The organism is Streptococcus oralis (assembly GCF_016127915.1).
Lineage (GTDB): Bacteria > Bacillota > Bacilli > Lactobacillales > Streptococcaceae > Streptococcus > Streptococcus oralis_BO.
Genome location: NZ_CP066059.1, coordinates 580,559 through 605,264, shown reverse-complemented (window position 1 = coordinate 605,264; position 24,706 = coordinate 580,559). Strand labels below are relative to the sequence as shown.

General features: G+C 41.7%; 28 protein-coding genes. 25 read left to right on the top strand and 3 right to left on the bottom strand.

Features of this window, described 5'->3' with window-relative positions; translation table 11 throughout:
• Positions 1–96: 96 nt before the first annotated feature.
• The 9 genes from I6H78_RS02950 to brnQ all read left to right on the top strand — a co-directional run bounded on the left by I6H78_RS02950 (position 97) and on the right by brnQ (position 9,807).
• Positions 97–798 carry a M57 family metalloprotease gene (locus tag I6H78_RS02950; RefSeq protein WP_198459931.1) on the top strand — a complete coding sequence of 234 codons (702 nt, stop codon included), beginning with the start codon at positions 97–99 and terminating at the stop codon, positions 796–798.
• A 101-nt stretch (positions 799–899) separates the two neighbouring features.
• Complete coding sequence (gene uvrC / locus I6H78_RS02945) at positions 900–2,747, top strand: excinuclease ABC subunit UvrC (RefSeq protein WP_198459929.1); 1,848 nt, start codon at positions 900–902, stop codon at positions 2,745–2,747.
• Positions 2,737–3,585: a metallophosphoesterase family protein gene (locus tag I6H78_RS02940; RefSeq protein WP_198459927.1), complete on the top strand. Its 849-nt coding sequence runs from the start codon at positions 2,737–2,739 to the stop codon at positions 3,583–3,585. The genes uvrC and I6H78_RS02940 overlap by 11 nt, the downstream gene beginning before the upstream one ends.
• An 11-nt stretch (positions 3,586–3,596) precedes the next feature.
• Positions 3,597–5,228, top strand: coding sequence for a hypothetical protein (locus I6H78_RS02935; RefSeq protein ID WP_198459925.1), 1,632 nt, complete (start codon positions 3,597–3,599; stop codon positions 5,226–5,228).
• A gap of 125 nt (positions 5,229–5,353) precedes the next feature.
• Positions 5,354–5,959 carry a nitroreductase family protein gene (locus tag I6H78_RS02930; protein ID WP_198459923.1) on the top strand — a complete coding sequence of 202 codons (606 nt, stop codon included), beginning with the start codon at positions 5,354–5,356 and terminating at the stop codon, positions 5,957–5,959.
• A 9-nt stretch (positions 5,960–5,968) separates the two neighbouring features.
• A complete protein-coding gene (gene pepV, locus I6H78_RS02925; RefSeq protein WP_198459921.1) occupies positions 5,969–7,369 on the top strand; it encodes a dipeptidase PepV in 1,401 nt (466 codons plus the stop codon).
• Positions 7,370–7,422: 53 nt separating this feature from the next.
• Positions 7,423–8,013 (top strand): uracil-DNA glycosylase family protein, encoded by a 591-nt coding sequence (locus I6H78_RS02920; protein ID WP_198459919.1) that lies wholly within the window; start codon positions 7,423–7,425, stop codon positions 8,011–8,013.
• Positions 8,010–8,297, top strand: coding sequence for a rhodanese-like domain-containing protein (locus I6H78_RS02915; RefSeq protein ID WP_198459917.1), 288 nt, complete (start codon positions 8,010–8,012; stop codon positions 8,295–8,297). The genes I6H78_RS02920 and I6H78_RS02915 overlap by 4 nt, the downstream gene beginning before the upstream one ends.
• A 184-nt stretch (positions 8,298–8,481) precedes the next feature.
• A complete protein-coding gene (brnQ, locus tag I6H78_RS02910; protein WP_198459915.1) occupies positions 8,482–9,807 on the top strand; it encodes a branched-chain amino acid transport system II carrier protein in 1,326 nt (441 codons plus the stop codon).
• Between the two features lie 48 nt (positions 9,808–9,855).
• On the opposite strand, the gene I6H78_RS02905 is transcribed toward brnQ, so the two are convergent.
• Both I6H78_RS02905 and I6H78_RS02900 read right to left on the bottom strand, forming a co-directional pair.
• Positions 9,856–10,407, bottom strand: a complete 552-nt coding sequence (locus tag I6H78_RS02905) for a DUF1307 domain-containing protein (RefSeq protein WP_198459913.1) — start codon at positions 10,405–10,407, stop codon at positions 9,856–9,858.
• 317 nt (positions 10,408–10,724) lie between these two features.
• Positions 10,725–11,276 carry a DUF1307 domain-containing protein gene (locus I6H78_RS02900; protein WP_198459911.1) on the bottom strand — a complete coding sequence of 184 codons (552 nt, stop codon included), beginning with the start codon at positions 11,274–11,276 and terminating at the stop codon, positions 10,725–10,727.
• Between the two features lie 139 nt (positions 11,277–11,415).
• Here I6H78_RS02900 and I6H78_RS02895 point away from each other — a divergent pair, with 139 nt between their 5' ends.
• The 16 genes from I6H78_RS02895 (at position 11,416) to I6H78_RS02820 (ending at position 23,535) form a co-directional block, all read left to right on the top strand.
• Positions 11,416–12,453 carry a M42 family metallopeptidase gene (locus I6H78_RS02895; protein WP_198459909.1) on the top strand — a complete coding sequence of 346 codons (1,038 nt, stop codon included), beginning with the start codon at positions 11,416–11,418 and terminating at the stop codon, positions 12,451–12,453.
• A 1-nt stretch (position 12,454) separates the two neighbouring features.
• Entirely contained in the window at positions 12,455–12,916 is a 462-nt protein-coding gene (locus tag I6H78_RS02890) for an HIT family protein (RefSeq protein ID WP_198459907.1), read from the top strand.
• A gap of 14 nt (positions 12,917–12,930) precedes the next feature.
• Positions 12,931–13,647 carry an LD-carboxypeptidase LdcB/DacB gene (gene ldcB / locus I6H78_RS02885; protein WP_061453363.1) on the top strand — a complete coding sequence of 239 codons (717 nt, stop codon included), beginning with the start codon at positions 12,931–12,933 and terminating at the stop codon, positions 13,645–13,647.
• Positions 13,648–13,769: 122 nt separating this feature from the next.
• On the top strand, positions 13,770–14,195 hold the full coding sequence (rplK, locus tag I6H78_RS02880; RefSeq protein ID WP_001085808.1) for a 50S ribosomal protein L11: 426 nt from the start codon (positions 13,770–13,772) through the stop codon (positions 14,193–14,195).
• A gap of 97 nt (positions 14,196–14,292) precedes the next feature.
• Positions 14,293–14,982, top strand: coding sequence for a 50S ribosomal protein L1 (gene rplA / locus I6H78_RS02875; protein WP_001085675.1), 690 nt, complete (start codon positions 14,293–14,295; stop codon positions 14,980–14,982).
• A gap of 172 nt (positions 14,983–15,154) precedes the next feature.
• On the top strand, positions 15,155–15,667 hold the full coding sequence (locus I6H78_RS02870) for an adenine phosphoribosyltransferase (protein WP_198459905.1): 513 nt from the start codon (positions 15,155–15,157) through the stop codon (positions 15,665–15,667).
• A 186-nt stretch (positions 15,668–15,853) separates the two neighbouring features.
• Positions 15,854–16,798: a homoserine O-acetyltransferase MetA gene (gene metA / locus I6H78_RS02865; RefSeq protein WP_001122730.1), complete on the top strand. Its 945-nt coding sequence runs from the start codon at positions 15,854–15,856 to the stop codon at positions 16,796–16,798.
• Between the two features lie 8 nt (positions 16,799–16,806).
• On the top strand, positions 16,807–17,484 hold the full coding sequence (locus I6H78_RS02860; protein ID WP_049505240.1) for a DnaD domain-containing protein: 678 nt from the start codon (positions 16,807–16,809) through the stop codon (positions 17,482–17,484).
• Positions 17,485–17,580: 96 nt separating this feature from the next.
• Complete coding sequence (gene tpiA, locus I6H78_RS02855) at positions 17,581–18,339, top strand: triose-phosphate isomerase (protein ID WP_000087899.1); 759 nt, start codon at positions 17,581–17,583, stop codon at positions 18,337–18,339.
• 188 nt (positions 18,340–18,527) lie between these two features.
• Entirely contained in the window at positions 18,528–19,046 is a 519-nt protein-coding gene (locus I6H78_RS02850) for a Dps family protein (RefSeq protein WP_000229894.1), read from the top strand.
• A gap of 209 nt (positions 19,047–19,255) precedes the next feature.
• The gene (locus tag I6H78_RS02845; RefSeq protein ID WP_001061600.1) at positions 19,256–19,594 is read left to right on the top strand and encodes a zinc ribbon domain-containing protein YjdM; all 339 of its coding nucleotides are present in this window, start codon (positions 19,256–19,258) and stop codon (positions 19,592–19,594) included.
• 2 nt (positions 19,595–19,596) lie between these two features.
• Complete coding sequence (locus I6H78_RS02840) at positions 19,597–20,220, top strand: Pr6Pr family membrane protein (protein WP_000775204.1); 624 nt, start codon at positions 19,597–19,599, stop codon at positions 20,218–20,220.
• A gap of 112 nt (positions 20,221–20,332) precedes the next feature.
• Positions 20,333–21,484 (top strand): MFS transporter, encoded by a 1,152-nt coding sequence (locus I6H78_RS02835; RefSeq protein WP_000816260.1) that lies wholly within the window; start codon positions 20,333–20,335, stop codon positions 21,482–21,484.
• Between the two features lie 99 nt (positions 21,485–21,583).
• Complete coding sequence (gene truA, locus I6H78_RS02830) at positions 21,584–22,333, top strand: tRNA pseudouridine(38-40) synthase TruA (RefSeq protein ID WP_000199160.1); 750 nt, start codon at positions 21,584–21,586, stop codon at positions 22,331–22,333.
• Positions 22,323–23,096 (top strand): bifunctional hydroxymethylpyrimidine kinase/phosphomethylpyrimidine kinase, encoded by a 774-nt coding sequence (locus I6H78_RS02825; RefSeq protein ID WP_198459903.1) that lies wholly within the window; start codon positions 22,323–22,325, stop codon positions 23,094–23,096. The genes truA and I6H78_RS02825 overlap by 11 nt, the downstream gene beginning before the upstream one ends.
• Positions 23,074–23,535: an ECF transporter S component gene (locus I6H78_RS02820; protein ID WP_198459901.1), complete on the top strand. Its 462-nt coding sequence runs from the start codon at positions 23,074–23,076 to the stop codon at positions 23,533–23,535. The genes I6H78_RS02825 and I6H78_RS02820 overlap by 23 nt, the downstream gene beginning before the upstream one ends.
• A gap of 39 nt (positions 23,536–23,574) precedes the next feature.
• Here the strand turns inward: I6H78_RS02820 and I6H78_RS02815 are convergent, their stop codons facing one another.
• Positions 23,575–24,657, bottom strand: coding sequence for a M24 family metallopeptidase (locus I6H78_RS02815; protein WP_125389079.1), 1,083 nt, complete (start codon positions 24,655–24,657; stop codon positions 23,575–23,577).
• Positions 24,658–24,706 lie beyond the last annotated feature (49 nt).

The window sequence follows — 24,706 nt, the reverse complement described above, 5'->3', positions numbered from 1 at the left end:
TTCTTTCAGCTTTCTTCAGTAAAATAGAGAATCTTTCTTGATCAAGGAGAATGTGATTTCAAGATAGATTCTTATTTTTATGAAAGGTGGGACGTCATGTTCTGGATTATTCGATTATTGTTCCGATTTCTTTTGGGAATTTGGCGTTTCTTCTGGCGTCTGGTTTGGACTGTGGTCATTCTACTGCTCATTGCCTTTGGAGTGGTTTGGTATCTGACAGGTGATTTTCATTCTGCGGTCAATCAGGTTGAAAAAATGAGTAAGATTGGTCAAGGTGGCTGGAATCAATGGAAGGAGACGGGAACGCTGGAAGTCTTGTCTCAGACAGACAGTCACCAACATGCAGAAGGCAAGTGGGCTCAGGCCTCAGCTCGCATCTATATTGAGCCTCAAATGGATGAAACCTTCCAAGGTGCCTATGCAGAAGCCATAAAAAACTGGAATCAAACGGGAGCCTTTACCTTTGAGGTGGTTGCGGATCCTAGCCAGGCAGATATTGTGGCAAGTGAGATGAATGATGGATCGACCGCTGTAGCAGGTCAAGCCGAGAGTCAAACCAATTTGTTAACCAAACAATTTATATCTGTAACGGTTCGCCTGAATCACTATTATCTATCCAATCCAAACTATGGATATTCTTATGAACGAATCGTGCACACGGCGGAGCACGAGCTGGGGCATGCCATCGGATTGGATCATACCAACGCAACTTCTGTCATGCAGCCAGCAGGTTCTTACTATGGAATTCAGCCTCAGGATGTGACAGCTGTTCAAGAACTCTATACCAGTAGCGACTAGATGAAGTCGGTGTAATCTGAAATGAAATCAAAGCTCCTCCATCAAGTGATTGGTGGGGCTTTTTGTTCGTCCTGTCACGGCCTTTTTGCTATAATGGAAGTATGAATAACTTGATCAAATCAAAACTAGAGCTCTTGCCGACCAGCCCTGGTTGTTACATTCACAAAGATAAAAACGGTACCATTATCTATGTTGGAAAGGCTAAAAATCTGCGCAACCGCGTGCGCTCCTATTTCCGTGGAAGTCACGATACCAAGACTGAGGCTCTGGTATCTGAAATTGTGGATTTTGAATTTATCGTCACTGAGTCCAATATTGAGGCACTTCTCCTAGAAATCAACCTGATTAAGGAAAATAAGCCCAAGTACAATATCATGCTCAAGGATGATAAGTCCTATCCCTTCATCAAAATCACCAATGAGCGTTATCCTCGCTTGATTATCACCCGTCAGGTCAAAAAGGATGGGGGTCTCTACTTTGGTCCCTATCCAGATGTGGGGGCAGCCAATGAAATCAAGCGACTACTGGATCGGATTTTTCCTTTTCGGAAATGTACCAACCCGCCCTCTAAGGTTTGTTTTTACTACCATATCGGCCAGTGTATGGCCCATACCATCTGTAAAAAAGATGAGGCTTATTTCAAGTCTATGGCTCAGGAGGTTTCTGATTTCCTAAAAGGGCAGGATGATAAAATTATCGATGACCTTAAGGGTAAGATGGCAAAGGCAGCTCAAAGTATGGAGTTTGAACGTGCAGCGGAATACCGTGATCTGATTCAGGCCATTGGAACACTTCGGACCAAGCAACGGGTCATGGCGAAAGATTTGCAAAATCGTGATGTCTTTGGCTACTATGTGGACAAGGGCTGGATGTGTGTCCAGGTTTTCTTTGTCCGTCAGGGAAAACTCATCGAGCGGGATGTCAACCTCTTCCCTTACTACAATGATCCGGATGAGGACTTTTTGACCTACGTGGGACAATTTTATCAAGAAAAATCACATCTAGTTCCCAATGAAGTGCTGATTCCGCAGGATATCGATGAAGAAGCAGTCAAGGTCTTGGTGGATACCAAGATTCTCAAACCTCAGCGTGGTGAGAAAAAACAGCTGGTCAATCTAGCCATAAAAAATGCCCGTGTTAGTCTGGAGCAGAAGTTCAATCTGCTAGAAAAATCTGTCGAAAAGACTCAAGGGGCAATTGAAAATCTGGGGCGCTTGCTCCAAATCCCGACCCCAGTCCGTATCGAGTCCTTTGATAACTCTAATATCATGGGAACCAGTCCTGTTTCAGCTATGGTGGTCTTTGTCAACGGTAAACCGAGTAAAAAAGACTACCGAAAGTACAAGATAAAAACGGTTGTCGGTCCAGATGACTATGCTAGTATGCGTGAGGTTATTCGCAGACGTTATGGTCGAGTTCAACGTGAGGGTTTAACCCCGCCAGATTTGATTGTCATCGATGGGGGACAAGGTCAGGTCAATATCGCTAAGCAGGTTATTCAAGAAGAGCTAGGTTTGGACATTCCAATTGCAGGTCTGCAAAAGAATGACAAGCACCAAACCCATGAACTGCTCTTTGGAGATCCACTGGAAGTGGTGGAGTTATCTCGCAATTCTCAGGAATTTTTCTTGCTTCAACGTATCCAAGATGAGGTACACCGCTTTGCTATCACTTTCCACCGCCAACTGCGCTCCAAAAATTCTTTTTCATCTCAATTGGATGGGATTGACGGTCTGGGACCTAAACGCAAACAGAATCTCATGAAGCATTTTAAATCTCTCACTAAAATCAAGGAAGCCAGTGTGGATGAAATTGTCGAAGTTGGGGTGCCAAGAGCAGTCGCAGAAGCTGTTCAGAGAAAGTTGAACCCTCAGGAAGAAGTGGAGTTGGCTCAAGTAGCGGAAGAGAGAGTAGATTACCAAACGGAAGGAAACTATTATGAACCATAAAATCGCAATTTTATCAGATATTCATGGCAATGCGACGGCGCTAGAAGCAGTGATTGCAGATGCTAAAACTCAAGGAGCCAGTGAATATTGGCTCATGGGAGACATTTTCCTCCCTGGTCCAGGTGCAAATGACTTGGTCGTTCTGTTAAAGGAACTTCCTATCACAGCAAGTGTTCGAGGCAATTGGGATGATTGTGTCCTTGAGGCTTTAGATGGGCAATATGGCTTAGAAGACCCACAGGAAGTCCAGCTCTTGCGTATGACACAGTATTTGATGGAACGAATGGATCCTGAAACGATTGACTGGCTACGAAGCTTACCTTTGCTAGAAAAGAAAGAAGTTGATGGACTGCGCTTTTCTCTTTCTCATAATTTGCCTGAAAAAAACTATGGTGGGGATCTGTCTGTTGGGAATGATACAGAGAAATTTGACCAACTCCTAGATGAGGAAACGGACGTGGCAGTTTATGGTCATGTCCACAAGCAGTTGCTTCGATATGGCAGCCAAGGGCAACAAATCATCAATCCAGGTACGATTGGCATGCCCTATTTTGATTGGGAGGCGTTAAAAAATCACCGTGCCCAGTATGCCGTGATAGAAGTAGAAGATGGGGAATTGGTAAATATTCTATTCCGAAAAGTTTCTTATGATTATGAAGCGGAGTTAGAATTGGCCAAGTCCAAGGGGCTTCCTTTTATCGAAATGTATGAAGAGTTGAGACGCGAGGATAACTATCGGGGCCATAACATCGAGCTTCTAACTTCCTTGATTGAACAACACAATTATCTACAGGAGGCTAATGCTTTCCTTCAGTCTATAAAAACGCATAAGGGGTAAGTAATAAAGTAATGGGATTAACTGTTGATCAGCATAGAGAGCTTGTGGTAAATGATATCCGACAAGCCCTTCAACATGTTTTTGGTGAGCATTTCGAAATTGTAGATATAGAAACGACGGCCCGGAGTGCTTATGGTCCGACATTTATTCTTGAGGTTCATCTTGAAGAATATAAGACAGCAATAAATATGTTGGTTGAAGGTAACGATGTATCACTCCTCTGGGGGCCTGAAAGATTTGGGATGGAGTTTTTGTATGATCGAGATCGTTTTCGAGCTAGCTTTGGAAAGATCAAAGCTTATCTGGATCAACCAGGCCTGATGTTTTCTGAAGCACTGACTCCTGATAATCTCTTAAAAAAGCGTTTTCTTCTTAAAAGAATGATAGAATCGACTTTTGAGGGAATAGCAATAATAGACTTCTGGAGAAGACCCTTCGAAAAGAATGAACCCTTTAGGGTTGTCTTTACTTGTCTTTTGCCTCATTATCCAGCTTTTTTTAGCCTTGAGATAGCGGGGCAGCAGTTTGTTTTTGAAGAGATAGACCCCATGCCTTCTAGTATAGAGGACCAAGCATTTCCAATTCATCAGCCTATTGATCTAACCGTATCCAATATGACTTCTTTCTTGGATTGGTTTAAAGATAGTCTAGAAGGGAATGCTTCCACCGATACGTTTTCTGCTTTAACACTCCCCCTTGATCCTGCTACAGTTGAAGAAAAAGTTTCCCAAGCACAAGAGATAATCCGATCGACGTTTACAAAGGACGTTTCCTTTATGGAAACGAAAAAACTGACCGAGGATCAGACTGTTTATGGGGTTGATTTTTCAGTTCTATCTGAATATTATGATGCGATATTTTCAATTAGCTTGATTGGGCGATACTTTTGCCTTAATGTGGTGGAGCCGAATAAGGTAGATAAGAAAAACAATTGGATGATCAATGGCTTTCCTTATCTGCTGACGGAGGAAAATCTTAGCAAGGTCATCAGGGAAGCGGAAGCCTATTTTGCTAGACAGGTTGAACCAGTTGAAGCGAAAGTAGGGTCAACTAAAAGTAATAGTGAAGTAAAACCAAGCACCCCAGCTCCAGTAGAAGTAGACCAAGCCAAGAACAAAGAAGAATTGCTCAAAAAAGAGTATTTAGGATTGAGAAAGCTATGGAAAGTCCAATTCCTGATTTTCTGTCTTTTGATGATCGCCGTCTTCGCCCTAGAAGTGTATATGGGGGGAGCTGGTTATAAGGCCTTTAAGATGAAAATTAAGTATAGTTGGATTTCTGTCCATAGTTTTTCATTTCTCTTTCTGACCTTGTATGCATTGTTGACCCTTTTTCCGACTCAAAAGAGAATCTATGAGCTCTTACCTCAGTCCCCTAGTTGGAAATCTCTTTCGACCAAGGGAGTTCGGCTGCCTAAGAAGGAAACTGGCTGGACCTCTCTAGTGATCCTGATTTTGCTTCTTCTGGGGACTCTTGATTTCCTCAGTCGCAAGCCAGAGCCCAAGGTTGAAAATCCGTTGAACTATCAAGAAATCAATAATCTCTATGAGGAAGAAAGAAATTCTCACTACGATGATATCATCAACAAAATCCAAGACTCTAGTGGCCACTTCTTTGAAAAAGAAAGTCCTGCGTCGGAATAATCTGAGTCCATAGAAGGGCGGGTAGCCTAGTTGAAAAGGAAACAGGATCCTCAATGAAAAAACTCTGCAAGCTCTTTCAGAATGTGGTAAAATGGAAGCAATAGAAATAGAAAGGGAAATCAATTATGAAATTTCTTGAGTTAAATAAAAAACGTCATGCGACTAAGCATTTTATTGATAAACCTGTTGATCCAAAGGATGTTCGTACAGCTATCGAAATCGCAACCTTGGCACCTAGCGCTCACAACAGTCAGCCTTGGAAGTTTGTTGTGGTTCGTGAGAGAAATGCTGAATTAGCAAAATTGGCTTACGGTTCAAACTTTGAGCAAGTAGCCTCTGCACCTGTAACTATTGCCTTGTTTACAGATACAGACTTAGCTAAACGTGCTCGCAAAATTGCCCGAGTTGGTGGTGCTAATAACTTTTCTGAAGAGCAACTTCAATATTTTATGAAAAATTTGCCTGCCGAGTTTGCGCGTTACAGTGAACAGCAAGTTAGTGACTACTTGGCTCTTAATGCGGGATTAGTAGCCATGAACTTGGTTCTCGCTCTTACAGACCAAGGAATCGGTTCTAATATTATTCTTGGTTTTGACAAATCAAAAGCCAATGAAGTTTTGGAAATCGAAGAACGTTTCCGTCCAGAACTCTTGATCACAGTTGGATACACAGATGAGAAATTGGAACCAAGCTACCGCTTGCCAGTAGATGAAATTATCGAGAAGAGATAGGAAGAAAAAATGACAGTTATTGATTTTACAGCAGAAGTAGAAAAACGCAAAGAAGACCTCTTGGCTGACTTGTTTAGCCTTTTGGAAATCAACTCAGAACGTGATGACAGCAAAGCCGATGCTGAGCATCCATTTGGACCTGGGCCGGTAAAAGCCTTGGAAAAATTCCTTGAAATCGCAGACCGCGATGGCTATCCAACTAAAAATGTTGATAACTACGCAGGACATTTTGAGTTTGGTGAAGGAGAAGAAGTTCTCGGAATCTTTGCTCACATGGACGTGGTGCCAGCTGGTAGCGGTTGGGACACGGACCCTTATACACCAACTATCAAAGACGGTCGCCTTTATGCGCGTGGTGCTTCAGATGATAAGGGACCTACAACTGCTTGTTACTATGGTTTGAAAATCATCAAAGAATTGGGACTTCCAACTTCTAAGAAAGTTCGTTTCATCGTCGGAACAGACGAAGAATCAGGTTGGGCAGACATGGACTACTACTTTGAACATGTAGGACTTGAAAAACCAGACTTTGGCTTCTCACCAGATGCTGAATTCCCTATCATCAATGGTGAAAAAGGGAATATCACGGAATACCTCCACTTTGCAGGTGAAAATACAGGTGCTACTCGCCTTCACAGCTTCACAGGTGGATTGCGTGAAAACATGGTACCTGAATCAGCAACAGCAGTCGTTTCAGGAGACCTGGCTGACTTGCAAGCTAAACTAGATGCCTTTGTTGCAGAACACAAACTCAGAGGAGAAATCAAAGAAGAATCTGGCAAATACAAGGTGACCATCATTGGTAAATCAGCCCATGGTGCTATGCCTGCTTCAGGTGTCAATGGTGCGACCTACCTGGCCCTCTTCCTCAGTCAGTTTGACTTTGCAGGGCCAGCAAAAGACTACCTCGACATCGCTGGTAAGATTCTCTTAAATGACCATGAGGGTGAAAATCTCAAGGTTGCTCATGTGGATGAAAAAATGGGTGCCCTTTCTATGAATGCCGGTGTCTTCCGCTTTGACGAAGCAAGTGCTGACAATACCATTGCTCTCAACTTCCGTTATCCAAAAGGAATAAGTCCAGAGCAAATCAAGTCAATCCTTGAAAACTTGCCAGTTGCTTCTGTTAGCCTTTCTGAACACGGTCACACCCCTCACTATGTGCCAATGGAAGATCCACTTGTGCAAACTTTGTTGAATGTCTATGAAAAACAAACTGGGCTTAAAGGTCACGAACAAGTCATCGGAGGTGGAACCTTTGGTCGCTTGCTGGAACGTGGGGTTGCCTACGGTGCCATGTTCCCAGACTCTATTGACACCATGCACCAAGCCAACGAATTTATCGCCTTGGACGATCTCTTCCGAGCAGCAGCAATCTATGCAGAAGCTATTTATGAATTGATCAAATAAAACGATAGAAGTCTGAGATTTTATGCTTGGACTTCTTTTTGGAGGGAAAACAGATGTCTCAAATCGAAAGAATCAAGCAAGCCATTATGGCGGATCCACAGAATGCAAGCTATACAGAACGCGGAATCGAACCACTCTTTGCAGCGCCAAAGACTGCTCGCATCAATATTGTCGGTCAGGCTCCTGGGCTTAAAACACAAGAAGCTGGGATTTATTGGAAGGATAAGAGCGGTGATCGTCTGCGTGAGTGGCTAGGTGTAGATGAAGATACCTTTTACAATTCGGGGTTGTTTGCAGTTATTCCCATGGACTTTTATTTCCCAGGACATGGAAAATCAGGCGACCTTCCACCCCGTAAAGGCTTTGCCGAAAAATGGCACCCACAACTTCTCAAGGAATGTCCAAATATTGGATTGACCCTTTTGATTGGACAATATGCCCAAGCCTATTATTTACATGAAAAAGTTAGTGGCAAGGTGACAGAACGGGTAAAACACTACAAAGACTATCTACCAGAATTTTTCCCTCTGGTGCACCCCTCACCACGAAATCAAATCTGGATGGCCAAAAATCCTTGGTTTGAGTCAGAAGTAGTGCCCGATTTGAAAAAAAGAATTAAAACGATTTTAGGAGAAAAAGAATGAAAGAAATTTCCTTTTACGAATTTTACCAGCTTTATCAAAATGAGCAACTTTCTCTAGTGGACGTGAGAGAAGTAGAAGAGTTCGAGACGCTTCATTTAGAAGGTGCTCAGAACCTACCACTTAGTCAATTAGCTGATATCTATGATCAGTTGGATAAGGACCTCTTGCATTATGTCATTTGTAAATCTGGAATGCGTTCAGCGCGTGCTTGTCAATTTCTAGCTGAACAGGGTTATGACGTTATCAATGTCCAAGGTGGAATGACGGCCTTTGAAAATCTTTAAACCTCTATGGTGATAGACCCTAATCTTTCCTTGCTCGGTTCCAACTGAGTGAGGGATTTTGTTTTTAGATAATTCTTATTTTTAAAAATATTGAAAACATTCAATGATTAATTTTGGATACTTTTTTCAGAGTCTTAATCATGGTATACTAGGTCAGTATTTTAGAAATATGAAGGAGATTATTATGGCTAAAAAAGGTGCCCTAACAGGTTTACTCCTGTTTGGAATATTTTTTGGTGCGGGGAACTTGATTTTTCCACCTTCTCTAGGTGCTTTATCTGGAGAACAGTTTCTTCCTGCCATCGCAGGTTTTGTCTTTTCAGGTGTTGGTATTGCCGTCTTGACACTTATTATTGGAACTCTAAACCCTAAGGGATACATTCACGAGGTTTCTAAGAAAATCTCACCTTGGTTTGCGACGCTTTATCTTGCAGTCCTTTATCTATCGATTGGCCCTTTCTTTGCCATTCCGCGTACAGCTACAACAGCTTACGAAGTTGGGATTAGCCCCCTCTTATCCGAAGCAAACAAAGGTCTAGGATTGATTATCTTTACGGTGTTGTATTTTGCAGCAGCCTATCTGATTTCACTCAATCCATCAAAGATTTTGGACCGAATCGGACGTATCTTAACGCCAGTCTTTGCTTTATTGATCGTTATCTTGGTTGTACTAGGTGCCTTCAAATATGGTGGAACAAGTCCTCAAACTGCCTCAGCTGCTTATCAAGCTTCTGCCTTTGGTACAGGTTTCCTAGAAGGTTATAACACTTTGGATGCCCTTGCCTCAGTTGCCTTCAGTGTGATTGCAGTTCAAACCTTGAAACAACTTGGCTTCTCCAGTAAGAAAGAATACATTTCAACTATTTGGGTGGTTGGTATCGTTGTAGCTCTTGCCTTTAGCGCTCTTTACATTGGTTTAGGTTTCCTTGGAAATCATTTCCCAGTACCAGCTGAAGTGATGAAGGGTGGAACACCAGGTGTTTATATTTTGTCGCAAGCAACTCAGGAAATCTTTGGTTCAACAGCTCAACTTTTCCTTGCTGTTATGGTAACAGTAACCTGCTTCACAACAACGGTTGGCTTGATTGTGTCTACAGCGGAGTTCTTTAACGGTCGTTTTCCACAAATCAGCTACAAGGTCTATGCAACTGCCTTTACCTTGATTGGATTTGCTATTGCAAACCTCGGTTTGGATGCAATTATCAAGTACTCAGTTCCAGTGCTGGTAATCTTGTACCCAATCACCATCGCCATTGTGATGATCGTGATTGTTAATAAGTTTGTCGCCCTATCAAAACCAGGCATGCAGTTAACCATTGGGCTTGTTACAGCTATTGCTCTTGCAAGCGTCCTTGGAAGTTCCTTTAAGATTGAGTTTCTAGAAAATCTGATTAATGCCCTTCCGTTTGCGTCAGCCTCTCTTCCATGGCTAGTGCCAGCTATTATCGGAATCTTGCTTTCCTTGGTTCTACCAAATAAGCAAGAGAGTGATGTTTTTGAGATGGAATAAAAAAATTCTTGGTCATCGACCAAGAATTTTTTGTATGAGGAGAAGTCATCAGTTGGTTTGTTCGGTATAACCAGCCTCTTTAAGCATTTTTTTCGAAGCAGCAAAGCTTACACGGTTTCCAATACCAGAATATTCGTTCGGCATTGCTTTTTTTAGTTCGTCAAGACTTGCGACAGTCATGTCAACCTCGATGTTTTGGATAACTTTTTCGTCTTGAATTTCAACTTTTTGTGTAACCCCTTTGACCCCTTCATAACCTTTATAAGTATCGTCAACAATTTCCTTAATACCTTCCGCGGTATTATTAAGTTTTTCAGGGTCAAATACATTATGAACAGTTTGTTTTACAACGTCATCTCCCTTTACAGTATAAGTCAAGGTAGAATGAATTCCAGGTTTGCTATTGTGGACAAATGTGTGGGTTTCTGTCTCATCTTTCTTTTCAGATGATTGTTGACTGCTTTGTTTGCTCTCACTTGACTGAGTTGTTGTGTCTTCTTTGGTACGGCTGCTAGCAGGTGTTGTTGATTGTTTTGAACATCCGAGCAGGAGGATAAGTGAAGCCACTAGGGCTAGTGAAATTTTAACATAAGTTTTCATAGAATTTCCTTTCATAATCAAAGTATTTTGTATTATAACATGATTCTACTTCAAAATCAACTAGGCTTACCCTTTCATCTGAACTGACATGACAATGAATAGAAACTAGTATGACGATTAAAGTTTTGTCTATATCTGTTTCAAGTATGTTTTGTCGTATGGCTTTATAAAGGGTAAAGTTTCAAATGCACTTTTTATGGAATTGCGATGAATCTATTGGACTCATCGGTTAGGGATGTAATAAAACACCCCAAGAGTTAGAGTTGTGTCTAACTTTTGGGGTGGACCTACACTAGTCTATATGAAATTTTAGGAGATTAGTTCGTCTTTTCTGTGAATCCCATTTTTTCCAGTGCTTTTTTAGAGTTTGAGAAACTGACACGATTGCCGATACCAGAATATTCTTCAGGAAGTGCTTTTCTAAGTTCGCTAATGCTTGCAACTGAGAAATCAACTTCTAGATTTTGAACAACTTTTCCATCTTTGATTTCAATGGTTTGTTTAACACCTTTGAGTCCATTGTAACCTTTGTACTTTTCCTCGATAAAACTCTTGACATCTTCTGGAGTTGCACTAAGGATTTCAGGATCTGCAATATTCTGAGCAGTTTGCTTGATAACATTGTCGCCTTCTACAGTATAAACCAAGGTAGAAGTGATACCAGAATTACTTTTGTTGACAAAAGTATGTGTCTTGGCTGTTTCTTTTTTCTCAGATGATTGGTCAGTGCTTTGTTTGGTTTCGCTTGACTGAGTTGTTGTGTCTTCTTTAGAACTGCTGTTTGCAGGTGTTGATGCTTGTTTGGAACATCCGAGTAGGAGAACAAGTGAAGCCACTAGGGCTAGCGATGCTTTCAAGTATGATTTCATATCTATTACTTTCCTTTCATAATCAAAGTATTTGTATTATAACATGGATCTATAGTGAAAGCAACTAAACACAGTTTTTCTCCTTTTGAGAAGGAGTCTGACTAGAAAAATGTTATAATGGTAGGAAAGAGGTGAAGAAATGAATCAGACTATAAACTATATCAAAGAACTAACTGCTATTGCATCTCCGACAGGCTTCACTCGTGAGATTTCAGACTACTTGGTCTATACTTTAGAAGAGCTTGGCTACCAGCCAGTCCGTACAGCCAAGGGTGGTGTCAATGTTACTATTAAAGGTCAAAATGATGAGCAACAGCGCTATGTGACTGCCCATGTAGATACGCTGGGTGCTATTGTTCGTGCAGTCAAACCGGATGGCCGTCTCAAATTGGACCGTATCGGTGGTTTTCCCTGGAACATGATTGAAGGTGAGAATTGTACGGTTCATGTGGCTAGCACAGGTAAAAAGGTATCTGGAACCATCCTCATCCACCAGACTTCTTGCCATGTATACAAAGATGCAGGAACTGCTGAACGTACGCAGGACAATATGGAAGTGCGTTTGGACGAAAAAGTGACCAATGAAAAGGAAACGCGCGCCTTGGGGATTGAAGTCGGTGATTTTATCAGCTTTGACCCGCGAACTGTTGTGACGGAAACTGGTTTTATCAAGTCTCGACATTTGGACGACAAGGTCAGCGCAGCGATTTTGCTCAATCTTCTTCGTATTTACAAGGAAGAGGGGGTTGCATTGCCAGTAACAACTCATTTTGCCTTTTCAGTCTTTGAAGAGGTGGGCCACGGTGCCAACTCAAATATTCCAGGTCAGGTAGTGGAATATCTAGCTGTAGATATGGGAGCTATGGGCGATGACCAGCAGACGGATGAGTACACAGTGTCTATCTGTGTTAAGGATGCTTCAGGTCCCTATCACTACGACTTCCGTCAACACTTGGTAGCTTTGGCGAAAGAGCAAGATATTCCATTTAAGTTGGATATCTATCCATTTTATGGTTCGGATGCTTCGGCAGCTATGTCAGCTGGAGCAGAGGTCAAGCATGCCCTTCTTGGAGCTGGTATTGAATCCAGTCACTCTTATGAGCGCACACACATTGATTCAGTAGTGGCGACTGAGCGTATGGTAGACGTCTATCTCAAGAGCACCTTGGTGGAGTAATATGTGCTTGATTTGTCAAAGAATTGAATGGATCAAGGCAGGGGAAAATCCCTACTTTGTAAAAGAACTAGAAACAGGCTATGTTGTTATTGGAGACCACCAATACTTTAAGGGCTATACCTTATTTCTGGCAAAAGAGCATGTCACAGAACTACACCATATGGAGACTTCTGTAAAACTTCGTTTCCTAGAGGAAATGAGTTTGGTCCAAGAAGCTGTTGCCAAAACGTTTAAAGCTGAAAAGATGAACATTGAACTTCTAGGAAATGGAGATGCCCACACTCATTGGCATCTCTTTCCAAGACGGTCAGGTGATATGAATGGTTATGGTCTTAATGGTCGTGGTCCAGTCTGGTGGGTGCCCTGGGAAGAAATGGCGGCAGAAGATTGCCAAGCGAAATCCCATGAGTTGGAACAAATGATTAAAGCCTTATCCGATGAATTAGAGAAGCACTTGGTCTAAGAGAGGAAGAAAAAATGAAAAAAAGATACATTGTTTTATCTGGTTTGCTGGCAGTAACCCTAGCAGCATGTTCTCAAGAAAAACCTAAAAATGAAGAAAATACTCAAAAAACAGAACAAACTAGTCAACCTGAAGGAACTGTAGGGAGCAAATCCCAAGCTTCTAGTCAGAAGAAGGCAGAAGTTGTCAATAAGGGAGACTACTATAGTATTCAAGGGAAATACGATGAAATCGTCATAGCTAATAAGCACTATCCTTTGTCAAAAGACTATAACCCAGGAGAAAATCCAACAGCTAAAGCAGAGTTGCTGAAACTCATTGCAGCAATGCAAGCAGCTGGCTACCCAATCAGCGATCACTACAGTGGTTTTAGAAGTTATGAAACTCAAACCAAACTTTATCAAGACTATGTGAATCAAGACGGTAAGGAAGCAGCAGATCGCTACTCAGCACGCCCAGGTTACAGTGAACACCAAACGGGTCTTGCTTTTGATTTGATCGGGACTAACGGAGAATTGGTAACAGAGGAGAAGGCAGCCCAGTGGCTATTGGATCATGCGGCTGACTATGGCTTTGTCGTTCGCTATCTCAAAGGCAAAGAAAAAGAGACTGGCTACATGGCAGAAGAATGGCATCTTCGCTACGTTGGAAAAGAAGCCAAAGAAATTGCTGCAAGTGGTCTCAGTTTGGAAGAGTACTATGGCTTTGAAGGCGGAGATTACGTCGATTAAAAAAGTAATTTTTCTCTTGCATTTTTAGATAAATAGTGTATAATGGAAAGGTATGTGTAAAGCATACTTGTGGGAGGTAAAAATCTCTAATTACCGCCAAAACCACAAAGGAGGATTTAAAAATGGCTAAAAAAGTCGAAAAACTTGTAAAATTGCAAATCCCTGCTGGTAAAGCTACACCAGCTCCACCAGTTGGACCTGCTCTTGGTCAAGCTGGTATCAACATCATGGGATTCACAAAAGAGTTCAACGCTCGTACAGCTGACCAAGCTGGTATGATCATTCCAGTTGTTATCTCAGTATACGAAGACAAATCATTTACTTTCGTTACAAAAACACCACCAGCTGCTGTTCTTTTGAAAAAAGCTGCAGGTGTTGAAAAAGGATCAGGTACACCTAACAAAACTAAAGTTGCTACAGTTACTCGTGCACAAGTACAAGAAATTGCAGAAACTAAGATGCCAGATTTGAACGCAGCAAACATTGAGTCTGCAATGCGTATGATCGAAGGTACTGCTCGTTCTATGGGATTCACTGTTGTTGACTAATCAATAACACCCCCAATATAACCCGCAAGACTTCATCATTTCGAGAAGTGACGTGGGAGATGAAAATCGATTGAACCACTTACAAGGAGAATAGAAAATGGCTAAAAAAAGCAAACAACTTCGTGCTGCTCTTGAAAAAATCGACAGCACAAAAGCATACAGTGTAGAAGAAGCTGTAGCACTTGCAAAAGAAACTAACTTTGCAAAATTTGACGCAACTGTAGAAGTTGCTTACAACTTGAACATCGATGTTAAAAAAGCTGACCAACAAATCCGTGGAGCAATGGTATTGCCAAACGGTACTGGTAAAACTTCGCGCGTTCTTGTTTTCGCACGTGGTGCAAAAGCTGAAGAAGCAAAAGCTGCTGGTGCAGACTTTGTTGGTGAAGATGACCTTGTTGCGAAAATCAACGACGGTTGGTTGGACTTCGACGTAGTTATCGCTACACCTGACATGATGGCTCTTGTTGGACGTCTTGGACGTGTCCTTGGACCACGTAACTTGATGCCAAACCCTAAGACTGGTACTGTAACAATGGATGTTGCTAAAGCAGTTGAAGAGTCTAAAGGTGGTAAGATTACTTACCGTGCTGACCGTGCAGGTAACGTTCAAGCAATCATCGGTAAAGTATCATTTGAAGCTGAAAAATTGGTTGAAAACTTCAAAGCTTTCAACGAAACAATCCAAAAAGCAAAACCAGCCACAGCTAAAGGAACTTACGTAACAAACTTGACAATCACGACTACTCAAGGTGTTGGTATCAAGGTTGACGTGAACTCACTTTAATTAACAGATTTTTAAAAACGAGTACGAATGTGCTCGTTTTTTTGATGATAAGTTCACACTAGGGGAAATAACTCCATTAATAGCCTGATGGAGTAATAGAATAGTGCTTTTCTTCTTCTTTCACAAAAAATGTGGTATAATAGAGAGTAAAAACTTTGAAAGAAAGAAAAAGATGAATTTAAAAGATTATATCGCAACGATTGAAAACTATCCTAAGGAAGGCATCACCTTCCGTGATATCAGCCCTTTGATGGCAGATGGAAATGCTTATAGCTATGCTGTTCGTGAAATTGTTCAGTATGCAACAGACAAGAAGATCGACATGATCGTGGGGCCAGAGGCTCGAGGATTTATTGTTGGCTGCCCAGTTGCTTTTGAGTTAGGAATTGGCTTTGCTCCTGTTCGTAAACCTGGGAAATTGCCACGTGAAGTCATTTCTGCTGACTATGAGAAAGAGTACGGTATTGATACCTTGACCATGCATGCTGATGCGATTAAGCCAGGCCAACGTGTTCTCATCGTAGATGATCTCTTGGCAACAGGTGGAACTGTCAAAGCAACGATTGAGATGATTGAAAGACTTGGTGGAGTTGTAGCCGGTTGTGCTTTCTTGATTGAGCTGGATGAGCTTAGAGGCCGTGAAAAAATCGGAGATTACGATTACAAGGTACTTATGCATTATTAATGAAAAACAGTCCTTGGGGCTGTTTTCTCTTCATCTGCTATATAAATTAACTATAGCTAGTTAGAGAAAAACTATAATTGAAAACTATATCTTCATACAGTATAATAAAGGGAAGAAGTATTTGGAGGTTTTTGCTTTCAAACAGACAACATCATTCCCGAAATAGAGAACTGTTAGGAGGGTATTATGCCGATTCGAATTGATAAAAAATTACCAGCTGTGGAGATTTTAAGGACAGAAAATATCTTTGTTATGGACGACCAAAGGGCTGCTCATCAGGATATTCGCCCCTTGAAGATTTTGATTTTAAATCTCATGCCTCAAAAGATGGTAACAGAAACGCAACTCTTACGGCATTTGGCTAATACCCCTTTGCAATTAGATATTGATTTCTTATATATGGAAACACATCGTTCCAAGACAACTCGTGCCGAACATATGGAAACCTTCTATAAGACCTTTCCAGAGGTCAAGGATGACTTTTTTGATGGAATGATTATCACAGGAGCACCAGTGGAGCATTTGCCTTTTGAGGAGGTAGATTACTGGGAAGAATTCAAGCAGGTCATCGAATGGTCCAAGACGCATGTTTTTTCAACCCTTCATATCTGTTGGGGAGCACAAGCAGGTCTTTATGTTCGCTATGGCGTTGAAAAGCACCAGATGGATCGGAAACTATCAGGCATTTATCCACAGGACACCTTAAAAGAGGGGCACCTTCTTTTTAGAGGTTTTGATGATCGCTATGTAGCTCCTCATTCTCGTCATACTGAGATTTTAAAAGAAGAAATCTTAAACAAGACCAATCTGGAGATTCTGTCAGAAGGTCCTGAGGTTGGGGTTTCTATCCTAGCTAGTCGAGATTTGCGTGAGATTTATAGTTTTGGTCATTTGGAGTACGATCGTGACACTTTGGCAAGAGAGTATTTTCGTGATTATGAGGCGGGACTCAACCCTCATATCCCAGAGAACTACTTTAAAAATGATGATGTAAATGAGACTCCCTGTCTCTGTTGGTCTTCATCAGCTGCCCTCTTTTTCAGCAATTGGGTAAACTATGCAGTTTATCAAGAAACCCCTTTTGACTGGAGAAAGGTAGAGGATGATGCGGCTGCATTTGGATATCTATAAGAGGAATTATGACATATTTTGACGCTTTTAAATCAGGGAACTTGGTTTTGCCAAGTGCCCTGCTCTTGCATTTTAAGGAACTCTTTCCTTCCAGCGAAGATTTTCTGGTCTGGCAATTTTTCTATTTACAAAATACCACAGCCTTAGGAGATGTTTCACCTAGTCAGATTGCTGAAATCATTGGGAAAGAGGTGGCAGATGTCAACCAATCCATTTCGAATTTGACTGAAAATGGTTTGCTACAATATCGGACCATTGAACTAAATGGGGAAATTGAGCTGATTTTTGATGCTAGTTTGGCTTTTGAACGCTTGGATAGCTTACTAGATAGCCAAACTCCAGCTACAACAGCCCCAAACCCGCAGAATCAGTTGAAGGATCTGGTTGAAACTTTTCAGCAGGAATTGGGACGCTTATTAACACCATTTGAAATCGAGGATCTTTCTAAGACTGTCAAAGAAGATGGAGTTAAGGCGGATTTGATCAAGGAAGCTCTCCGAGAGGCCGTTCTCAATGGCAAGCCAAACTGGAAATATATTCAGGCAATCCTACGAAACTGGCGCCATGAAGGCATCCAGTCTGTTGCCCAAGTAGAGGCCAAACGAGCAGAGCGAGAAGCCAACAATCCCAAACAAGTTCAGGCTTCGGCTGATTTCCTTGATGCCATGAATTTGTGGCAAGATTAGTCGCTTGAAAAATCTTGAAAATTAGAGTAAGGTTTGCAAGCTCCTTATAAATATGATAGAATAATAGTGAATAAAATGAAAAAAGAGGTATGTGAAATGTCACGTAAACCATTTATCGCTGGTAACTGGAAAATGAACAAAAATCCAGAAGAAGCAAAAGCATTCGTTGAAGCCGTTGCATCAAAACTTCCTTCATCAGACCTTGTTGAAGCAGGTATCGCAGCTCCTGCAGTTGATTTGACAGCTGTTCTTGCTGCTGCTAAAGGTTCAAACCTTAAAGTTGCTGCTCAAAACTGCTACTTTGAAAATGCAGGTGCGTTCACTGGTGAAACTAGCCCACAAGTTTTGAAAGAAATCGGTACTGACTACGTTGTTATCGGGCACTCAGAACGTCGTGACTACTTCCATGAAACTGACGAAGATATCAACAAAAAAGCAAAAGCAATCTTTGCAAACGGCATGCTTCCAATCATCTGTTGTGGTGAGTCACTTGAAACTTACGAAGCTGGTAAAGCTGCTGAATTCGTAGGTGCTCAAGTATCTGCTGCATTGGCTGGATTGACTGCAGAACAAGTTGCTGCATCAGTTATCGCTTATGAGCCAATCTGGGCTATCGGTACTGGTAAATCAGCTTCACAAGACGATGCACAAAAAATGTGTAAAGTTGTTCGTGACGTTGTAGCTGCAGACTTCGGTCAAGAAGTTGCGGACAAAGTTCGTGTTCAATACGGTGGTTCTGTTAAACCTGAAAACGTTGCTTCATACATGGCTTGCCCAGACGTTGACGGTGCCCTTGTTGGTGGTGCGTCACTTGAAGCTGAAAGCTTCTTGGCATTGCTTGATTTTGTAAAATAATCTCAGTTATTCCAGACAGTCTGCTAAGACTGTCTTTTTTTTAAAGACTGTATATTTTTCTTAAATTATCAGTCAATTACAACTTTTTTAATATGGGTTAATTTTCTTGCTTTTGTCTACTAGGAGTAGTATACTGAGATAGTAATCAATAAATATGGTTGCAAAAATAATATTATGAGGTGATCAATATGGTTGAATTGAAAAAAGAAGCAGTAAAAGACGTAACAACATTATCTAAAACAGCGCCAGTAGCATTGGCAAAAACAAAGGAAGTATTGAACCAAGCAGTAGCAGACTTGTATGTGGCTCACATTGCCCTTCACCAAGTTCACTGGTATATGCGTGGTCGTGGTTTCCTCGTATGGCATCCAAAAATGGATGAATACATGGACAGCCTTGATGGCTATCTTGACGAAATCAGTGAACGTTTGATCACTCTTGGTGGCAAACCTTACTCAACTTTGACAGAATTCCTTCAACACAGTGAAATCGAAGAAGAAGAAGGAGAATTCCGTAACGTTGAAGAAAGCTTGGAACGTGTTCTAGCAATTTATCGCTACCTCATCACTCTTTTCCAAAAAGCTTTGGATGTAACTGACGAAGAAGGTGATGATGTTACAAACGATATCTTTGTTGGGGCTAAGGCTGAACTTGAGAAAACAGTTTGGATGCTTACAGCAGAACTTGGACAAGCTCCTGGTTTGTAAGATATAGTTGCTACCCCTTTTATCATGAGGTGCCTGATAAGTGCCCATGACCAATCATCTTTTAAAAGTCATGTAACTGTAAACAGTTGCATGATTTTTTTGTCTGCTGGACTTAGGACACATTGTCAAAAGTAGGATTTTACGGTATAATAGTTGCTGTTCAATAACATATGAATTTTAAAGAATAATTGTTAGTTTAAGGAGGACTTATGAACAACTTACCAAATTGCCCAAAATGTAATTCAGAATATGTCTACGAAGACGGAAGTCTCTTGGTCTGCCCAGAGTGTGCCTATGAGTGGAATCCTGCAGAAGTTGCAGAAGTAGAAGAAGGTGTTGTTGCTATTGATGCCAATGGAAATAAATTGGCTGACGGCGATACTGTAACCTTAATCAAGGACTTGAAAGTAAAAGGTGCGCCAAAGGATTTGAAACAAGGAACTCGCGTTAAAAATATCCGTATCGTAGAAGGTGACCACAACATCGACTGTAAGATTGATGGTTTTGGAGCTATGAAACTCAAGTCAGAATTTGTTAAGAAAATCTAGCCATGAAACTGAATTATAAATTTATTTTTTATAGTCGTGTGCTCTTGTTCTTAGCAGCATTTACAGGAGTTTATTTGGAGATTACCAAGCACGGTGGTTTTGGTATGCTCCTTTACTACACAGTGTTGTCCAATCTTTTGGTAACGATTTTCACGGGCTATCTGCTCCGTGTGATGAGCCGTTCAGGTGAAAATTGGCAAAGTCCGACCTTGCTTCGTCTCAAGGGTGGTGTTACCATGAGTATTATGATTACCTGTGTGATTTATCATTTTATGCTTGCTCCGATTGCGACAGACTTTTACCGTGTGGAAAATTTCCTTTGCCACTATATCGTTCCACTCTGGTTTTTAGCCGACACCCTTTTCTTTGATAAACGGGGTCAATACAAGATCTGGGATCCAGTCTTGTGGACTATCTTGCCCTTGGTTTATATGATTTTTGCCTTGTTTAATGGCTTGGTCTTAAAACTCAATATTCCGAATTCCAAGGACAATCCCTTCCCTTATTTCTTTTTAAATGTGAACAAGGGTTGGGACGTGGTTATCAAATGGTGTTTGATCATTTTTGCGGCGTATATGGTTGCAGGCTTCATCTTCTATCTGATCAAGCAAATCAAGCGAAAATAGTCTTCCTATTAGGAAAGTTAGGACGGAGTCTCTAGTTCAATCGGGCTCCTTCTTTTCTTGCCATCTTCCTTTTAAAAGGATCAACAGTGAGAAATATACAGAAAGAAAATTCATGAAACAATATTTAGAACGGGCTAGTATTTTGGCCCTCTCCCTCGTTTTGATTACCTCCTTCTCCATCTCAAGTGCTCTGCCAGCCATGTTTGACTACTATCAAGGCTACCCCAAAGAACAAATCGAGCTTCTGGTCAGTCTTCCTTCATTTGGGATCATGATTATGCTGGTTTTAAATGGGTTCTTGGAGCGGTTGTTTCCTGAGCGTCTTCAGATTAGTCTAGGACTTCTCATCCTCTCTATCGGTGGAACAGCTCCTTTCTGGTATCAGGAGTACAACTTTGTCTTTGCGATGCGGATTTTATTTGGCTTGGGTGTTGGGATGATCAATGCCAAGGCTATTTCTATCATCAGCGAACGCTATCATGGAAAGACACGGATTCAGATGTTGGGTCTTCGCGGATCAGCAGAAGTTGTCGGGGCATCGATTTTGACTCTAGTGGTCGGTCAACTCTTATCCTTGGGATGGACAGTGACCTTCTTGGCCTACAGTGCGGGATTTTTAGTATTGATCCTTTATCTGCTCTTTGTCCCTTATGGGAAAGAGAAGAAAGAAACAAAGAAAAAAGAGACCGAAACGACTCGTTTGACAGGACAGATGAAAGGCTTGATTTTTCTATTGGCTGTCGAAGCAGCAGTTGTTGTCTGCACCAATACAGCTATCACCATTCGTATTCCTAGTCTGATGGTGGAAAGAGGTCTAGGGGATGCCCAGTTATCGAGTTTGGTTTTAAGTATCATGCAGTTGATTGGTATCTTGGCAGGTGTGAGTTTTTCTTTCTTTATCTCTCTGTTTAAAGAAAGGTTGCTCCTTTGGTCAGGTATCACCTTTGGATTGGGGCAAATTGTGATTGCCTTGTCTCCGTCATTGGGTGTGATGGTAGTTGGAAGTGTTGTGGCAGGTTTTTCTTACAGTGTGGCCTTGACCACTGTCTTTCAGCTTCTTTCTGAAAGAATACCAGCTAAGCTCCTTAATCAGGCAACATCTTTTGCAGTGCTAGGATGCAGTTTTGGAGCCTTTACGACACCTTTCATTCTTGGGGCGATTGGCTTGGTGACTCAAAACGGTATGTTGGTCTTCACCATTTTAGGATGTTGGTTGATTGTCACTTCTATCTTTGTTATGTACGCACTTCAAAAGAGAGCTTAGGATTAATTTCCTAAGTTTTTCTTTCTGGGAATTTTGTACCCAGACAATTATTGGTTTTTAAACTTGTTTACACTTTTATTTCCTGATAAAATAGAAGTTATGACAAGATATAAAGCAATCATTTCCTATGATGGTTATGGCTTTGCCGGTTTTCAGCGCCAGCCTCATGCGAGGAGCGTTCAAGAGGAAATTGAGAAAACCTTAACGAGACTCAATAAGGGGCAAGCCATCACTGTTCACGGTGCTGGTAGGACGGATAGTGGGGTTCATGCTCTTGGTCAGGTTATTCATTTTGACCTGCCCTATCAGATGGATGAGGAAAAACTCCGTTTTGCTCTGGATACCCAGTCTCCAGAAGATATTGATGTGATTTCAATTGAGATTGTGGCAGATGATTTTCATTGCCGTTATGCCAAGCACAGCAAGACCTATGAGTTTATCGTGGATAGAGGACGTCCCAAAAATCCTATGCGTCGTCACTACGCTACTCACTTTCCCTATCCGCTCGACGTGGAGCGGATGCAGATGGCAATCAAAAAGCTAGAGGGAACTCATGATTTTACCGGGTTTACAGCATCTGGAACCAGTGTAGAGGACAAGGTTCGAACCATTACAGAAGCCAGTCTTAGTGTTGATGAGACAGGGCAGTTTTTGACCTTTACCTTTTCAGGGAATGGTTTCTTGTATAAGCAGATTCGCAATATGGTGGGGACACTGCTAAAAATCGGAAATAATCGAATGCCAGTTGAGCAGATTGACTTGATCTTAGAAAAAAAAGATAGACAGCTAGCAGGTCCAACGGCTGCACCGAATGGCTTGTATTTAAAGGAGATTCGTTATGAAGAATAATCGTATTTTAGCCCTTTCTGGGAATGATATTTTTAGTGGTGGTGGTTTGTCAGCTGATTTGGCTACCTATACCTTGAACGGCTTGCATGGCTTTGTAGCTGTCACTTGTTTGACGGCCTTGACCGAAAAGGGCTTTGGAGTCTTCCCTACGGATGATACTATTTTCCAACATGAGTTGAATAGCTTACGTGATGTCGAGTTTGCAGGGATTAAGATTGGCCTTCTTCCTACTGTCAGTGTGGCTGAGAAGGCCTTGGACTTTATCAAGCAACGTCCAGGAGTGCCTGTTGTATTGGATCCCGTCTTGGTCTGCAAGGAAACGCATGATGTAGCGGTCAGCCAACTCTGTCAAGAGTTGATTCGCTTTTTCCCTCATGTCAGTGTGGTTACGCCAAATCTTCCTGAAGCAGAATTATTGGCTGATCAGGAAATTAAAACCTTGGAAGACATGAAAGCAGCAGCGCAGAAATTGCATGATTTAGGAGCGCCAGCAGTTATTATCAAGGGAGGCAATCGCCTCAGTCAGGACAAGGCTGTAGATGTCTTTTATGATGGACAAACTTTTACAGTTCTAGAGAATCCCGTTATCCAAGGCCAAAATGCTGGCGCAGGTTGTACCTTTGCCTCAAGCATCGCTAGTCACTTGGTTAAAGGTGATGAACTTTTACAAGCAGTAGAAAGTTCTAAAGCTTTCGTTTACCGTGCCATTGCACAAGCAGATCAATATGGAGTAAGACAATATGAAGCAAACCAAAACAACTAAAATCGCCCTTGTATCCCTTTTAACCGCCCTTTCAGTAGTCCTAGGCTATTACTTGAAAATTGGAACGCCAACAGGAATGTTGACTCTCTTGGATGCAGGTATTTTCTTTACTGCCTTTTACTTTGGTAGTAAAGAAGGAGCTGTCGTTGGAGGACTAGCAGGATTCCTGATTGACCTTTTATCAGGCTTTCCACAGTGGATGTTCTTTAGCTTGATAAACCATGGCTTGCAAGGATTTTTTGCAGGTTTTAAAGGGAAATGGCAATGGCTGGGCTTAGTCTTAGCTACTATCGTCATGGTAAGTGGCTACGCTCTGGGCTCAACCCTAATGAATGGCTGGTCAGCAGCCTTACCAGAAATCATACCAAACTTCCTGCAAAATACTCTGGGTATGATTGTAGGGTTTGTAGTCTTTCAGAGTGTCAAGAAGATAAAATAAAAAAGTCAGCTTCAATAGCTGACTTTTTGTTTGTCTAGTTTAATCAAAATAAAGCAAGTCCTTGCTGGTGCTGGTAAAGAGGTCAAACCCTTCCTTAGTGACAACACCGCAGTCCTCGATACGAACACCAACTTTACCAGGGATATAGATACCAGGTTCAACAGAGAAGCACATACCTTCTTCGATGACCATGTCGTTTCCTTCCATGATAGAAGGGAATTCGTGGACATCCATACCGATACCGTGACCGAGACGGTGGTTGAAGTACTCTCCATAACCAGCTTTTTCAATGACTTCGCGAGCAGCGCGATCTACTTCATGAGCAGTCACACCTGGTTTGATAAAGTCAAGGGCAGCTTGTTGGGCTTCAAGGGTCAAGTTGTAGATATCCTTTTTGAATTGGTCTGGTTTGCCGACAGCGACCGTACGAGTCATATCTGATGCGTAGCCATTAACCATGACACCCAGGTCAAAGAGGAGAAGGGCGTCTTTTTCGACCTTGTTTGCACCAGGAATTCCGTGTGGATTTGCAGCATTGTCACCAGTCAAGACCATGGTATCAAAACTCATTTCATAGCCTTCACGCTTTAAGGCGAAGTCGATTTGGGCGATGATATCTGTCTCTGTTTTATCAAGAGAGATATTGTCGAAACCAACTTTGACCGCCTTGTCGGCATAGAGACCTGCAACCATCATTTTTTGGACTTCATCAGCCGATTTGATGAGGCGCATGCGTTGGATACGAGGAGTGAGGTTTTCAAACTCAGCAGTTTCAAAGACGGTTTTCAAACCATGGTATTTGGTCAAGATGAGATTGTCAAACTCAACAGCAACACGTTTGAAATCGTGCTGTGGTAAGGCATTTTTGATTTTTTGCCATGGATTTTCAGAATCCACATAGCCCACAACTGGGAAGGAAACGGTGCTACTTGCACGTTCCACTTCAAGGGCTGGAACAAAGAGGAGTGGTTCCTGATCCGCTAGGACAAAGAGAAACATTTGACGTTCATGGGGATCACTGTAAAAGCCAGTGAGGTAATTAATAGTGACGGGGTCAGATACGACAGCGACGTCTAGTTTTTCTGATTCAAGATATGTTAGGATTTGTTGTAATTTAGACATATGCTACCTTCTTTCTACCCCTCTATTTTGGCAAAAAAAGAGAGAAAAT

Bases quoted from the DNA above. Each gene is read 5' to 3' on its own strand.
- I6H78_RS02890 (WP_198459907.1), top strand. From the start codon at position 12,455: ATGTGCTTGATTTGTCAAAGAATTGAATGGATCAAGGCAGGGGAAAAT.
- metA (WP_001122730.1), top strand. From the start codon at position 15,854: ATGCCGATTCGAATTGATAAAAAATTACCAGCTGTGGAGATTTTAAGG.
- truA (WP_000199160.1), top strand. From the start codon at position 21,584: ATGACAAGATATAAAGCAATCATTTCCTATGATGGTTATGGCTTTGCC.
- I6H78_RS02825 (WP_198459903.1), top strand. From the start codon at position 22,323: ATGAAGAATAATCGTATTTTAGCCCTTTCTGGGAATGATATTTTTAGT.
- brnQ (WP_198459915.1), top strand. From the start codon at position 8,482: ATGGCTAAAAAAGGTGCCCTAACAGGTTTACTCCTGTTTGGAATATTT.
- I6H78_RS02930 (WP_198459923.1), top strand. From the start codon at position 5,354: ATGAAATTTCTTGAGTTAAATAAAAAACGTCATGCGACTAAGCATTTT.
- rplA (WP_001085675.1), top strand. From the start codon at position 14,293: ATGGCTAAAAAAAGCAAACAACTTCGTGCTGCTCTTGAAAAAATCGAC.
- I6H78_RS02820 (WP_198459901.1), top strand. From the start codon at position 23,074: ATGAAGCAAACCAAAACAACTAAAATCGCCCTTGTATCCCTTTTAACC.
- tpiA (WP_000087899.1), top strand. From the start codon at position 17,581: ATGTCACGTAAACCATTTATCGCTGGTAACTGGAAAATGAACAAAAAT.
- I6H78_RS02905 (WP_198459913.1), bottom strand. From the start codon at position 10,407: ATGAAAACTTATGTTAAAATTTCACTAGCCCTAGTGGCTTCACTTATC.
- I6H78_RS02835 (WP_000816260.1), top strand. From the start codon at position 20,333: ATGAAACAATATTTAGAACGGGCTAGTATTTTGGCCCTCTCCCTCGTT.
- I6H78_RS02850 (WP_000229894.1), top strand. From the start codon at position 18,528: ATGGTTGAATTGAAAAAAGAAGCAGTAAAAGACGTAACAACATTATCT.
- I6H78_RS02915 (WP_198459917.1), top strand. From the start codon at position 8,010: ATGAAAGAAATTTCCTTTTACGAATTTTACCAGCTTTATCAAAATGAG.
- I6H78_RS02895 (WP_198459909.1), top strand. From the start codon at position 11,416: ATGAATCAGACTATAAACTATATCAAAGAACTAACTGCTATTGCATCT.
- uvrC (WP_198459929.1), top strand. From the start codon at position 900: ATGAATAACTTGATCAAATCAAAACTAGAGCTCTTGCCGACCAGCCCT.
- I6H78_RS02815 (WP_125389079.1), bottom strand. From the start codon at position 24,657: ATGTCTAAATTACAACAAATCCTAACATATCTTGAATCAGAAAAACTA.
- I6H78_RS02935 (WP_198459925.1), top strand. From the start codon at position 3,597: ATGGGATTAACTGTTGATCAGCATAGAGAGCTTGTGGTAAATGATATC.
- I6H78_RS02940 (WP_198459927.1), top strand. From the start codon at position 2,737: ATGAACCATAAAATCGCAATTTTATCAGATATTCATGGCAATGCGACG.
- pepV (WP_198459921.1), top strand. From the start codon at position 5,969: ATGACAGTTATTGATTTTACAGCAGAAGTAGAAAAACGCAAAGAAGAC.
- I6H78_RS02840 (WP_000775204.1), top strand. From the start codon at position 19,597: ATGAAACTGAATTATAAATTTATTTTTTATAGTCGTGTGCTCTTGTTC.
- I6H78_RS02920 (WP_198459919.1), top strand. From the start codon at position 7,423: ATGTCTCAAATCGAAAGAATCAAGCAAGCCATTATGGCGGATCCACAG.
- I6H78_RS02845 (WP_001061600.1), top strand. From the start codon at position 19,256: ATGAACAACTTACCAAATTGCCCAAAATGTAATTCAGAATATGTCTAC.
- I6H78_RS02870 (WP_198459905.1), top strand. From the start codon at position 15,155: ATGAATTTAAAAGATTATATCGCAACGATTGAAAACTATCCTAAGGAA.
- I6H78_RS02900 (WP_198459911.1), bottom strand. From the start codon at position 11,276: ATGAAATCATACTTGAAAGCATCGCTAGCCCTAGTGGCTTCACTTGTT.
- I6H78_RS02860 (WP_049505240.1), top strand. From the start codon at position 16,807: ATGACATATTTTGACGCTTTTAAATCAGGGAACTTGGTTTTGCCAAGT.
- I6H78_RS02950 (WP_198459931.1), top strand. From the start codon at position 97: ATGTTCTGGATTATTCGATTATTGTTCCGATTTCTTTTGGGAATTTGG.
- ldcB (WP_061453363.1), top strand. From the start codon at position 12,931: ATGAAAAAAAGATACATTGTTTTATCTGGTTTGCTGGCAGTAACCCTA.
- rplK (WP_001085808.1), top strand. From the start codon at position 13,770: ATGGCTAAAAAAGTCGAAAAACTTGTAAAATTGCAAATCCCTGCTGGT.